The organism is Thermoflavimicrobium dichotomicum (genome assembly GCF_900114055.1).
Classification (GTDB): domain Bacteria; phylum Bacillota; class Bacilli; order Thermoactinomycetales; family Thermoactinomycetaceae; genus Thermoflavimicrobium; species Thermoflavimicrobium dichotomicum.
This window is the reverse complement of record NZ_FORR01000006.1, coordinates 128344-140667: the sequence shown is the minus strand read 5'-3', so window position 1 is coordinate 140667 and position 12324 is coordinate 128344. Positions and strand designations below refer to the sequence as shown.

Genomic DNA, 12324 nt, shown 5'->3' with positions numbered 1-12324 from the left:
CAGTATGTTGATTTAATATTGGTAATTATTCATTTTTTAACCTCTTATCAATCACATGGCATGGACTCCGCCATCAACCACTAATACATGGCCCGTGACATAGTCTGAAGCTCTGGAAGCCAAAAACAGGGCTGCACCCTTTAGGTCATAATCAGAACCAAACCTTCTCAACGGAGTTTGTTCCAGGATTTGCTTCCCAACTTGATCCAAAACTCCCTTTGACATCTTAGTAGGGAAAAAACCTGGGGCAATCGCATTGACATGAATATTGTATGGTGCCAATTTCATGGCAAGATCTTTTGTAAACGTGATGACGGCTCCCTTACTGGTAGAGTATCCGATGGCGTCCAATTTTCTGGGATCCTGTCCCCCCAAGCCGGCAGTGGAAGCAATATTGATAATTTTTCCCGACTGATTTTTCATCATGGTCTTTCCAACGGCTTGTGACATGAGGAATGTTCCCGTTACATTCACATTCATTACCATATTCCATTTTTGGAGAGGCATCTCCAAAGCCGGAGCTCCCCAACTTACACCGCTGTTATTAAACAAGATGTCAATGGTGCCAAATTGTTTCAACGTTTCTTCAACCACGTAATTGACATCCTCAGGATTCGTTACATCACACTTTAAGGCAAGGGATTGAACCCCTTTTTCTTTTAATCTTTCACTCGCTTCCTGACAAGCTTCCAGTTTGCGGGAACAAACCACTACATTGGCTCCGGCTTCAGCAAGAGCCTCTGCTATCTGTTTTCCCAATCCTCTTCCTCCACCGGTGACAATGGCTGTTTTACCTGTTAAGTCAAACAATTCTCTGATATGCATAGGCGTATCCCTTTCCCAATATAATTTAGCGATTGATTCAATCAGAAAAAAATGAAATGAGTATCTTTGGACAGTCTCAAGAAGCAGTTGTGTCACGTGTTTATCTATCAATTGTAATTATTCGGAAACATATTGATGATAAAATTTCAATCGTGGTTTTTCACTGTCATTCATCTTAAGCTCCCTACTTAAAACCTTGTTCATCGCGTTTAAAGCACCTATATTCTTTTACGGGTTACGAATGCGCTTTCAACTCCAGCTTCGCGATAGCTGCCCGATGAACTTCATCCGGGCCATCTGCCAGACGGAGTGTCCTTGCATTTGCCCACTGAGCTGCAAGCGGAAAATCTTCACTTACCCCTGCAGCACCAAAGGCCTGAATCGCTCGATCCAATACTCTGAGAGCCATATTTGGAGCCACGACTTTAATCATGGCAATTTCTTTTCTGGCTACCTTATTCCCCACTTTATCCATCATATAGGCTGCTTTCAGGGTTAATAGACGCGCCTGTTCAATTTCGATTCGGGAATCTGCGATCCACTCCTGGATCACACCCTGTTCTGCCAGAGGTTTACCGAAGGTTACGCGTTCCTTGACTCGCTTACACATGAGTTCAAGCGCACGCTCAGCCGCCCCGATCAAGCGCATACAATGATGAATACGCCCTGGACCAAGCCTTCCCTGAGCAATGGCAAAACCTTTTCCTTCCCCCCAGATGATATTGGAAGCAGGCACTCGCACATTGTCAAATTCAATCTCTGCATGACCGTGAGGAGCATGATCATAGCCAAAGACAGGTAAGTGACGCAAAATCTTAACTCCGGGAGTATCGAGCGGTACCAGTATCATAGAATGTTGTTCATGTCTGGGCGCCGACGGGTTCGATCTTCCCATTACAATCGCAATCTTGCAGCGTGGGTCTCCTGCACCTGAGGACCACCATTTCCTGCCGTTAATTACATATTCATCTCCGTCCCGTTCAATCCGGGTCTCCATATTGGTGGCATCTGATGAAGCTACATGGGGCTCTGTCATCGAAAAGCAGGAACGGATCTCTCCATTTAATAATGGAACCAGCCACTTCTTTTTTTGTTCCTCTGTTCCATAACGGACTAACACTTCCATATTTCCGGTATCCGGTGCACTGCAATTGAATACTTCTGGAGCTATAAAAGAACGTCCCATAATTTCGCAAAGCGGAGCATATTCAAGATTGGTCAAACCTGCACCATATTCACTATCGGGTAAAAATAAATTCCATAACCCGGCAGCCCTTGCCTTAGCCTTCATCTCTTCCATAATAGGAGGAGTAGTCCAACGATTGGGAGCTTCATTCAGTTGCTGTTGATACGTTGCTTCATTAGGATAAACGACTTGTTCCATAAATTCAGTTAATCGCTTCTGTAATTCTTTTACCTTATCACTGTAATCAAAATTCAATGCGATCCCTCCGCTTCCATATCAACTAACCAGTTGGTATGTTATATATTTCATTTTTATTTTATTATTATTTGTTTTATCTTTCAAATATTTTTTTCGATTTTGCGTTGTTAATCTGGAATTAAAAAAGAGAACACTTCTTAAACGATCTTTAAGAAGTGTTCTCCAAAATACCATGAAACCTAATTCAAGGAAAGAGGGATTTCAACATACTTTCCATCTTTCATCATCATTGCTTTTGGTGTGGTGATTAATGACCCGTCTTCAGATAATCCTTTGACTGACAAGGGAATTTTGTCTTCAGACAATTGTTTGCATGCATCATTTATTTTTGCCCGGATTGCAGCCGGATCATCTGTGGTTCCAGCCAGTTCCATCGCTTTTGCAAACAGATGTACAGCCATGTAATTGTATAAAACTTCCGATGTCGGGATCTTGTCTGCGCCAAACTTCTTTTTATATCTCTCAACAACCTTCTTCGTTCCTTCTGTCGGCCACTTTGAAGCTGGCCGAACGCCGATTACTCCTTCCAATAGCTTGGGGTCTTTCAAAACTTGCTCTACCTCTTCCAATTTAGCCTGATCCATCATAATCACACCACCCTTAAACCCTTGTTCGCGGGCAGCTTTAATGATGAGGGCTGTGGGTTGGGAAGCTCCGCCGACAAACAGAACATCCGGTTTCGATGAAAGCGCTTTCGTTACAGCAGATGAAAAATCGCTTTCTTTGTTATAATCGACCGGGTTTTCGGCAACGATTTTGCCACCGAGTCCAATCCATGTTTTCTTGAAAAGAGCCGTCCAATCTTTCGCATACTGGTGAGTTCCCGGTATTAATGCCACTTTCTTGCCAAACCGTTTCATCATTTCTTTTGAGAACGTCTTCGGATAGATATTATAGGTTGGAGGAATGCGCACCATCAGCGGATTTTTCACTTCTGTGACTTTCGGTTCACTCGTATAGGCAGCAATCAGAAAATTTTCTTGCACGTTAAACTGCTGCATCGCAAACACACCGCCTGAATGGGGGGTGAAGATAATCGTTGCGTCATTTTCCTGTTTCAACCGCCGGGCGTTTGTTGCCGTTTCGTTTGGAAGGTACTTGTCATCCAATGCGACGAGCTTCAGCTTAACGTTATCTTTCCCTACTTTTATTCCTCCTGCGGCATTAATGTCATCGATGGCCATGTTCATTCCGTCTAACGTGTTTTTACCATACAGAGCCGCCCCGCCGCTTTGAGGCCCGGACCACCCGATATTGACAACTTTCGATTCTCCAGCTCCTCCGCCTTCTGAGTTCGCGCATGCTGTCAGAATAAGAAGTGAAACAGCGGTTGTTAGAGTGAGAAGAGTTTTCCACATTCGTTTCATTTAATCCTCTCCTTTGCCTGGCTTCTTTTGTTTTTCCTTTGGAGTAAAAACATAAGAACATCCAGCATATTCGTACTACGCTCCAATGTAAGCTCGTCTCACCTGCTCGTTGTCACAGAGCATCTCTCGCGCCCCTTCAAGCACCAGATGTCCGTTTTCAATGACATAACCACGTTGGGCTATCTGCAAAGCTGCAAATGCATTTTGTTCCGCCAATAGAACACTGGTTCCATCACGGTTGATTTTCTCGATTGTTTTAAACATCTGTTCAACGACGAGCGGAGCAAGCCCGACCGAAGGCTCATCCAGCAACAGCAGTTTCGGTTTGGCCATGAGAGCCCGTGCGATCGCAACCATCTGCTGTTGACCCCCGCTCAATGAACCTGCCGGTTGTTCCCTTTTCTCGTACAAAATCGGGAACAATTCGTAAATATTTTCTAACGAACGGGTTATGCCCGCTTTGTCTTTTCGATGGATGTAAGCACCTAAAGTAAGGTTTTTTAAGACAGACATTTCAGGAAACAATTTCCTTCCTTCCGGACATTGAACGATTCCCGCTTTTACAATCCGGTCCGGGGACCACCCGCCGATCGATTGTCCCATAAACTTGACTTCACCCGCTGCTGGCTTTAAAAGGCCGCTGATGGTACGGAAAATAGTACTCTTTCCGGCACCGTTTGCACCCAGCAGTACAACCAGCTCTCCTTCATTTACTTCCAAATTGACAGAATGAAGTGCTATGGAGCTTCCATACTTGACTGTAACATCAATGAGCTTGAGCATGCGGGGTCCCTCCCAAGTAAGCCTCAATCACCGTTTCATTCCGACTGATTTCAGCCGGTGTTCCTTCCGCTATCTTTGTACCCTGGTTCAAAACCATGATCCGGTCAGCAAGATTCATGATCATTTGCATTTTGTGCTCAATAATGCATATCGTCAGACCTGCTTGCTTCATTTTTTTGATCAGTTCTGCCAGGCCACTCGTTTCATCAGCGTTAATGCCGGCTGCAGGTTCATCCAGCAGGACCAGCTTTGGATCGGTAGCTAAAGCTAACGCGATTGCCACTCTTTTCTGCTCTTCCTGTGAAATGCTCGCCACCGGCCGGTTGGCCAGCTCAGAAGCTCCGACAAATTCAAGCACTTGCAGGGCTTTTTCCCTGCACTCGCTTTCTTCTTTTCGATACCGTTTGCTGCGTATCACGGCACTCCAAAACCCGCTTTTCGTTCTAAGCCGATGTCCGATAATCAGATTATCCATCACAGTAGCTTCAGCAAACAATTTCGTTGTTTGAAACGTGCGTGCGATTCCCATCTTCGCTATTTCATAGGAGGGTTTATTCGTTACATCCTCACCTTCAAGGAATATTTTGCCGGAGGTGGGTCTATGAAGTCCGCTGATCAGATTGAAGAAGGTGGTTTTTCCTGCTCCGTTGGGACCAATGATCGCCGTGATCTCACCTTGATTGATTTGGAAATCTACCGCATTTACCGCTATGTTCCCGCCAAAACTTTTCGTTAATTTTTCGGTTTTAAGCATCGATTTCCCCCCCAGCCAATCTCCGGTCGGTTGTCCCTTTTTCGATTACCCGATTCTCATTATCGATAGTTTCCGGCAAAACAGACTGACGTTTCATTTTTAGACGGGCCAACGCTCCCATAATCCCATGCGGCAGGAACATGACAATCAGTACGAGGATTGGGCCAAAAATGATCATGCGATAGTCCTGCCAGGACTGAAGCAATTGCATCATGGCCATCACAAGCGCAGTTCCCACCAAAGGGCCCCACAAAGTGCTGATTCCGCCAACCAGCAGATACAACAACATTTCAAATGCATGTTCAATGGAAGCGACTTCCGGGCCGAGGAATCGGAGATAACCTGCATACAATGCACCAGCCAGTCCAGCCAACACAGTTGAATGAACGAATGCCAGTATTTTACTCTGCATTACGTTAATTCCCAGTGCCTCTGCCAACTCTTCACTGTTTCGGATTGAAATGAATGTTCTTCCGACTAACGATTGTACAATTTGTCGATTCACAAACATGGCAAGTACAAGGAAGAACAGTATCAAGTAGTACTGGGAGGTGACGGTCGAAAATTCAAATGAACCGATTTTCGGAATGGGGATCCCAAGTAGCCCGCGAACCCCCTCAGTCAACGATTCCCATTTTTCAATGACTAGGGAAATGATGACTCCCATGCAGAGAGAAAAGATCGCAAAATAGTGACCCTTCAAGCGAAGCGAGATCATCCCTACCACCGCTCCGACAATTCCTGTCAAAGCGACCGCCATCACCAGTGACACCAGAAATGACATCTGCGCTTTCGCCATCAGAAGCCCTAATGTATATGCACCCATACCAAAAAATCCGGCGTGGGCCAATGACAACTGCCCGGCATATCCGGCAATCATATTCATTCCGCTTACTGCTATCGTCCAGATGAATATCATAATGAGCATATTCAGATAGTAGGAATTGTCAGTGAGCAAAGGAATGGCCAATGCAACAAGGAGCAATGCGGGCACAACCCATTTTGAGGCCGGGAAAGATCTCATTTTATCGGGCCTCCTTCGCAAACAGTCCGGTTGGTCTAACGGTTAGAATGAATACTAAGAGGGCAAACGCAGCCAGGTCTTTATACTCACTGTTAATGTAAGTTCCTGATATACTTTCTGCCAATCCAAGAATGTAGCCTCCGAGCACAGCCCCTGGAATGCTTCCCATTCCGCCAAGGACAATAATCACAAACGCTTTCAGGTTCACCATCGCCCCCATCGAGGGATAAACAAGGTTGATTGGTGCGGCTAATGAAGCGGCAGCCGCGGCCAGTCCCGATGCAATGGCGAAGGTCATGAGAGAAACTTTATTGGCGTTAATGCCGACAAGGAAAGCCCCTTCTCTGTTTTGAGCCATCGCTTCAATCGTTGAACCGATTACCGTTCGCTTCAAAAACAGATTCAACCCGATCATCAGGGCAATGGCCGACAAAATGACAATGATCCGTTGTTCCGTGATGGTAAGTCCAAACAGGTCGATGACTCCATCATACGGGGAATCAAGGCGGCGATAATCAGATCCCCACATCTTGCGGGCAGTTGCTTCAATGAACAGCATGACTCCAATTGACGCGATCATCGAGTTGATATGAGGTGCATGATGCAATGGGCGAAACACAAGTCTCTCAAGTAACATGCCAATAACGACAAGTGCCGCCACGGAGAACAGGATGGCTGGCCAATAACTTAAACCGTAATGAGTGATCATGAAAAACGTTACATAGGCACCTAACATATACAAATGGCCGTGTGCAAAGTTCGGTAGTTGCATAATTCCATAGATCAACGTGATGCCAAGAGCCACCAGGCTATAAATACTGCCAAGTACAAGGCCATTGACGATCTGCTGAAAAAATAATTCCACTCCAATCCCCCTCTGTATGCTTCTCTTCATATGTGACGGGCTTATTCCTTTTTTGATTTGGGCGTTCGCAATCAAATATGAAAATGATCCACCTCCATTTATCCAACTAACTAACCAGTTGGTATGTTTAATATCAGTTTTTTATATTATATTTCAATATATATTATTATTCAAATATTTATTCGTTTTTTCCTCTTTTCACACATGACCATTAGCTATAAAAATGCTACTATTATATAAATGATATGAAAATTGGATATATTGGAGGAACAGAAATTGAATATCTATTTAATTCGTCACGGTGAATCTGAGCATAATGTAGACCGTTTTCGCATGGCTCATACCCACGATTCTAAACACAATCTTACAGAGCTAGGCAGAAAACAGGCGCAGGTCACTGCACAATTTATAAAAGATCATGTCAAAGGCAGCATGATTCTCTACTCATCCCCATATCTTAGAACCATGGAGACAGCGAAAGCCATTCACGCCTTGCTTCCCGAAGGAACGCCTTTCTATGAAAATCCTCTTCTCCGGGAATGGGAGCTGGGAAATCTGTACGATTTTAATCATCGAACTCCTCAAGCCAAAAAGGAATTTAAAGCAGCGGGTCGATTTTATTACCGTTATCCGAACGGGGAATCACTTGCGGATGTATATCTCCGGTCTTCTATGTTTATGCATACCGTTGTCCAACGACTTGAGCGGCAGCAACGATACGAAAACCTGATTGTGGTTACTCATGGCGCCTTTATTCAAATGCTGCTTGCATTTATAATGAATTGGCCTGTTGAAAAACTTGAATCTTTTAAGCCCGTTGAAAATGCTGCTGTCATTCGCATTCAAGAAGCAGATGGAGAGTATTGTTATGAAAAGATTTTTGTGCCTGAGGTTGATCAATAATCTAAAGGAAGGCCTTTAAAGGAAATTATAAGGAACAGGAAAAGGAACGAATCCAGATTTTTACAATATGGACTCGTTCCTTATATGATGCTAAATTTGGATTCAATAGTACCATTTTCCCCTTTGTTTCTGCACTATTCATTTAATTAACAAGCCAATTATGCTTAACTATTATTAACATATATGGTCAAGTAAACAATTGAACGAAAAGTATTATTTTTTAATAGAATAATTATTTACAAATAACATTTAAAAGAGTATTATAAATATACAAATAATAATTTCTTAAAATCAATATATAAAGTATATTTATTAGCTTATATTATAATGAAAAATCCAGTGATATTCATCGTATGCATTTTATTTGAAGGAGTTGGTAACGTTAGCGATCATGGGGCATTCGTGGTTAGTCCTCATCAAACTAAAGGTTCATTATTTTTTGTGATTTTGAAATGGTTTCATTCGACTTTTAATATGAATCACACAGTCATTAACTGCGAAAGCGAATTAGTTTCATCCAGTCATTTATGTATTAACATTTAGAATTTATTCGGAGGATTGAATGAATAAATCGGTTTCAATGCGAAAATTGATATTTTATATGTTATTAATGCTAACCCTTTTGAGTATATGTATCGAAATGTACTATAATCCTTTACTTTATATAGTAGGGAATGATTCATTTCGGAAAGATGACTGGGAAAGTATAAAACATGTATATTTTCCAACTTCACAATACACCAAATCTGATGAAATATATATGATCAAGCAAAGAAGCTTAGAAGATCTAGTGTTGTTTCAAGCAAAAAAGATGGGAATAGATGTTTCTGACCAAGCAATTCAACAGCAACTCAATCAGCTTGGAAAGACAAAAGAAGAGCGTGCAGTACAATTGAAACAATTAAAAATAACAGAGGAAGAAAGCAAACAAAATATTCGCAGATCTATGATAGGCTTTCAGGTAAAAAATCATGTCACAAAAAATATCGTCATAACTCAGGATGAAATAAAGAATTTCTATCTAACACATCTAGAAGCATTTAAGATTCCTGAACTGAGAACAATTCGATATATAAGAGTAAAAGATAGGAGTAATGATTTGGTCCAAATTTCAAAGTACATGAATGAAAAAAATTTTAAAAATATTTTCGATAATAACCGAAATAATAAAAATATTTATGGTGAATGGTCAGAACTTATACCTCAACTACAAATGAAGGATAAAGTAGGTTTGCAAGTGTCCACTAAAATGTTTCAGGCTACCAAGAACAAGCTATATGGTCCTATTCGTGTAGATGATTGGATCTATTGGTTTCAAGTAGAACGAATTGAGCCGCCTCGTCAGCAGCCGTTAAGCGAAGTGAATCAAAAAATTTACTCCACTCTTCTTTTTGAAAAGCAAAAGGTTGTCTTACAAGACTGGCTGGAAGCCAAAAAAAAGACCAGTAATTATCGGCTGTTTATTCATAATCTTTCGCGTGATCCATTAATTGCGTTTATTTATGATTTTCCTGTCAATGTCCAACTGATTTTCAGTTCAACTGATTAATAAATGAAGGAGATGAATCATTAGTATGAAAAAAACTTTCTTTTTATTGGCAGCCGCGTTCTGTTTAAGTGTCATGTCTGTTTCACCTGTTGCGTTTGCAGCGGAGAAAGGTCCCCAAATCGCAAATGAACCCATGTGGGACACTGCTCCGCCTCCTGCTAACTATGATCCTGCATTAAAGAAAGTACTTGATACAAAAGCCCCAAAAGATAAAAGAGCTTCAGCACTTGCCAATCCTATCATTGTAATCGATCCAGGCCATGGCGGTTCTGATCCTGGAGCGATTGGAAACAATCTTCAGGAGAAAAACATTACTCTAGATATTGCTTTAAAATCAAGAGCTTACTTGTTAGCAAATTACCCTGTCACGGTATATATGACCCGTAGCTCAGATACCACTGTGTCCTTAGAAAACCGGGTTGCTTTGGCAAATAATGTAGGAGCTGACTTTTTTGTTTCCATGCATATCAATAGTTACACCGATCCTGCTGCAAGTGGGCTAGAAACCTACCACTACTATGGAAGTGTAAACGGAACCAGGTTAGCTACTGACATTTATAATAAATTGAAAAACTCATACTCTGTTCTCCGTGGTGTGAAGGAAGCTGGATTTTATGTTCTGAAGTATACAAACATGCCAGCTTCGTTAGGAGAGACTGGTTTTATTACGAATCCTACTGATGCTGCAAACCTTGCCAATTCGAATTTCCGTCAAACTCTGGCAACACAATATGCACAGGGTATGCATGTTTACTGGTGGGGATTCTAAAAAATTGTTGACTTCAAGCCAATGTAATCGAATTACATTGGCTTGAAACATTTACAAATTTATTTCCAATCCGATCTCTGCCACCAATAATTCTTGATGATACTCTTGTTCTGCTTCCTGTTTTAGTTGTAAAGGATCTAATTCTGGATAAAGATGTGTGAGCAGCAAACGCCTCGCCTTGATTTGGTTTGCTGCTTGAGCTGCTTGTTTGGCAGATAAATGGCCAATCGGATCAGCAGGCAAATCTTTGTGTAAAAATGAAGCTTCACAGATAAACAAATCCGGCTCGATCGCCATTCGAGTCCAATCCGTTCTCGGGCCAGCATCTGCTCCATATAATAGGACTTTTCCATCATATTCGATCTTCATGGCATAACAGGGTACTGCATGATCTGTTAAGAAAAAGGAAATGTTTACCCCTTCCAATGAAACCGTTTTTCCTTCAGTAATAGCTTGCAATAGAATATAATTGCGATAAGATAATTTTTCAAACCATCCTTTTGGTTCGGAAGGAGCCCATACGGATAAAGGTTGGTTTCTTTTCTGGAATTGGTTCGCGACAAGTAAAGCATATTGCAAAACAAAAAAATCGCTAATATGGTCGTGATGTAAATGTGAAATTAGCACAAGATCCAACTCATATGGTTTACACTTTTTTGCTAATTGAGCCAATACACCACTTCCACAATCCATTAAAATGCGCTTGCCTCCTACTTCGAGTAGATACCCAATGGTTGCACCATCCGCCGCAGGGAATGGAGATTGGCAGCCTAGTACAGTTAGTCGCACTTGTCTCACCTCACTTTGCTTCTATTTCTATTTTTCCTTAGTTACTGATAAGAATCACCTAGAAAATAATAATAATAATAAGCAACACATTTCCTCTATAATGTGTTGCTTTTCCTACTTAATGCCATCTGACTGGCAGTATAACATTATTATAAATTAGATTTATATACATAGATAACAATAAAATCTTTTTATTATAACACTCTTTCGCTCCCAAGAAACAAACGCCTCCTCGATTTCCTACAAAAAATCATGAGGATATCTTTTCCCGGCTATTTGTACAAGGTTTGAAGCGATCAGAAAGCATATCTTTTAAGTATGCCAAGGCGATTTCTGCATCTGTACCTAAGGCACGTAAAGTGACGGTACAGTTTATAAAGCTCGGGACTAACAAACACATGGCAAGTAAACTTTTGGCATTAACGGTTGACTTATCTGTTTCAATCAGGATATAGCTATTGAATTGATTTGCTTTTTTAACAAATTGAATAACCATTGCCAGGTTGATACTTGAAGCGATTTGACATTGAGCAGTGCGTTCTACCATGATGATCACCTCTTTTATGAAAGATTAAATAAAAGTGGAGTAATCAAGGACATAAACAGTGGAGAGATACTCATTGCGATGATGCCCATTGTTCCTTCCAGTTCCCCCCATTCAAATGCACGGCTCGCTCCGATTGCCTGAGCTGAAGTACCCAATGCTAATCCTTTGGCAATTCTACTTCTGATTTGTCCGAGCTTTAAAAACAGAGGTGCAGTGACAAGTGAGAAAACAGCAGATATGACTACAAACAGAACCGTGAGGGAAGGGATACCCCCCAGTGAGCGGGAAATGGATAGAGCAATAGGCACAGTAACCGATTTCGGTATCAAAGAAAGCATCAGATCTTTATTTAAATGCACCTCATTTGCTAACATCATGACACAAACAACGCCTGCTAACGTTCCACTCGAAACACTGTAAACGATGATCCAGAGATGTTTTTTTAGCATTCTCATCTGCTTGTATAAGGGAACAGCCAGGGAAACAGTGGCCGTACCCAAAAGTAGCGAGAAAATACCAGCTCCGGATGTATAATGACCATAATCCACATGGAAAAAAGACAATAAGGATATGACAATAATCGTGACAGTATACAGCGGGTTTAGCCAATATTTATTAAATTTCCGAAATATCTTTACCCCTATCACATAACTCGCAAAGGTTATCACGGTGCATAAGAATGTGTTACCGATTAAGGCTTCCATT

Annotated in this window: 13 protein-coding genes; 3 read left to right on the top strand and 10 right to left on the bottom strand. The window is 41.7% G+C overall.

Features of this window, described 5'->3' with window-relative positions; all coding sequences use genetic code 11:
* Positions 1-51: 51 nt before the first annotated feature.
* The 7 genes from BMZ78_RS08395 to BMZ78_RS08365 form a co-directional block, all read right to left on the bottom strand.
* Positions 52-825, bottom strand: a complete 774-nt coding sequence (locus BMZ78_RS08395) for an SDR family oxidoreductase (protein ID WP_093229515.1) — start codon at positions 823-825, stop codon at positions 52-54.
* Between the two features lie 235 nt (positions 826-1060).
* Positions 1061-2266: an acyl-CoA dehydrogenase gene (locus BMZ78_RS08390; RefSeq protein ID WP_093229513.1), complete on the bottom strand. Its 1206-nt coding sequence runs from the start codon at positions 2264-2266 to the stop codon at positions 1061-1063.
* A 182-nt stretch (positions 2267-2448) separates the two neighbouring features.
* Complete coding sequence (locus BMZ78_RS08385; RefSeq protein ID WP_093229512.1) at positions 2449-3636, bottom strand: ABC transporter substrate-binding protein; 1188 nt, start codon at positions 3634-3636, stop codon at positions 2449-2451.
* 75 nt (positions 3637-3711) lie between these two features.
* The gene (locus tag BMZ78_RS08380) at positions 3712-4419 is read right to left on the bottom strand and encodes an ABC transporter ATP-binding protein (protein ID WP_093229510.1); all 708 of its coding nucleotides are present in this window, start codon (positions 4417-4419) and stop codon (positions 3712-3714) included.
* Positions 4403-5173 (bottom strand): ABC transporter ATP-binding protein, encoded by a 771-nt coding sequence (locus tag BMZ78_RS08375; protein ID WP_093229509.1) that lies wholly within the window; start codon positions 5171-5173, stop codon positions 4403-4405. The genes BMZ78_RS08380 and BMZ78_RS08375 overlap by 17 nt, the downstream gene beginning before the upstream one ends.
* Positions 5166-6197, bottom strand: a complete 1032-nt coding sequence (locus BMZ78_RS08370) for a branched-chain amino acid ABC transporter permease (protein ID WP_093229507.1) — start codon at positions 6195-6197, stop codon at positions 5166-5168. The genes BMZ78_RS08375 and BMZ78_RS08370 overlap by 8 nt, the downstream gene beginning before the upstream one ends.
* Before the next feature lies 1 nt (position 6198).
* Entirely contained in the window at positions 6199-7062 is an 864-nt protein-coding gene (locus BMZ78_RS08365; RefSeq protein WP_093229506.1) for a branched-chain amino acid ABC transporter permease, read from the bottom strand.
* A 276-nt stretch (positions 7063-7338) separates the two neighbouring features.
* Here BMZ78_RS08365 and BMZ78_RS08360 point away from each other — a divergent pair, with 276 nt between their 5' ends.
* From BMZ78_RS08360 to BMZ78_RS08350, 3 genes are all read left to right on the top strand, one after another.
* On the top strand, positions 7339-7965 hold the full coding sequence (locus BMZ78_RS08360) for a histidine phosphatase family protein (RefSeq protein ID WP_175482368.1): 627 nt from the start codon (positions 7339-7341) through the stop codon (positions 7963-7965).
* Between the two features lie 562 nt (positions 7966-8527).
* On the top strand, positions 8528-9514 hold the full coding sequence (locus BMZ78_RS08355) for a peptidylprolyl isomerase (protein ID WP_093229503.1): 987 nt from the start codon (positions 8528-8530) through the stop codon (positions 9512-9514).
* A 25-nt stretch (positions 9515-9539) separates the two neighbouring features.
* Entirely contained in the window at positions 9540-10283 is a 744-nt protein-coding gene (locus tag BMZ78_RS08350; protein WP_093229501.1) for an N-acetylmuramoyl-L-alanine amidase family protein, read from the top strand.
* Between the two features lie 51 nt (positions 10284-10334).
* On the opposite strand, the gene BMZ78_RS08345 is transcribed toward BMZ78_RS08350, so the two are convergent.
* From BMZ78_RS08345 to BMZ78_RS08335, 3 genes are all read right to left on the bottom strand, one after another.
* Entirely contained in the window at positions 10335-11072 is a 738-nt protein-coding gene (locus tag BMZ78_RS08345; RefSeq protein ID WP_139203296.1) for an MBL fold metallo-hydrolase, read from the bottom strand.
* A gap of 250 nt (positions 11073-11322) precedes the next feature.
* Positions 11323-11619, bottom strand: coding sequence for an HPr family phosphocarrier protein (locus BMZ78_RS08340; RefSeq protein ID WP_093229498.1), 297 nt, complete (start codon positions 11617-11619; stop codon positions 11323-11325).
* Between the two features lie 14 nt (positions 11620-11633).
* The gene (locus BMZ78_RS08335) at positions 11634-12323 is read right to left on the bottom strand and encodes an LrgB family protein (protein ID WP_093229497.1); all 690 of its coding nucleotides are present in this window, start codon (positions 12321-12323) and stop codon (positions 11634-11636) included.
* Between the last annotated feature and the right edge of the window lies 1 nt (position 12324).

Excerpts from the sequence above, each read along its gene's own strand:
- BMZ78_RS08395 (WP_093229515.1), bottom strand. The coding sequence starts at position 825 with ATGCATATCAGAGAATTGTTTGACTTAACAGGTAAAACAGCCATTGTC.
- BMZ78_RS08385 (WP_093229512.1), bottom strand. The coding sequence starts at position 3,636 with ATGAAACGAATGTGGAAAACTCTTCTCACTCTAACAACCGCTGTTTCA.
- BMZ78_RS08380 (WP_093229510.1), bottom strand. The coding sequence starts at position 4,419 with ATGCTCAAGCTCATTGATGTTACAGTCAAGTATGGAAGCTCCATAGCA.
- BMZ78_RS08375 (WP_093229509.1), bottom strand. The coding sequence starts at position 5,173 with ATGCTTAAAACCGAAAAATTAACGAAAAGTTTTGGCGGGAACATAGCG.
- BMZ78_RS08370 (WP_093229507.1), bottom strand. The coding sequence starts at position 6,197 with ATGAGATCTTTCCCGGCCTCAAAATGGGTTGTGCCCGCATTGCTCCTT.
- BMZ78_RS08355 (WP_093229503.1), top strand. The coding sequence starts at position 8,528 with ATGAATAAATCGGTTTCAATGCGAAAATTGATATTTTATATGTTATTA.
- BMZ78_RS08350 (WP_093229501.1), top strand. The coding sequence starts at position 9,540 with ATGAAAAAAACTTTCTTTTTATTGGCAGCCGCGTTCTGTTTAAGTGTC.
- BMZ78_RS08340 (WP_093229498.1), bottom strand. The coding sequence starts at position 11,619 with ATGGTAGAACGCACTGCTCAATGTCAAATCGCTTCAAGTATCAACCTG.
- BMZ78_RS08335 (WP_093229497.1), bottom strand. The coding sequence starts at position 12,323 with ATGGAAGCCTTAATCGGTAACACATTCTTATGCACCGTGATAACCTTT.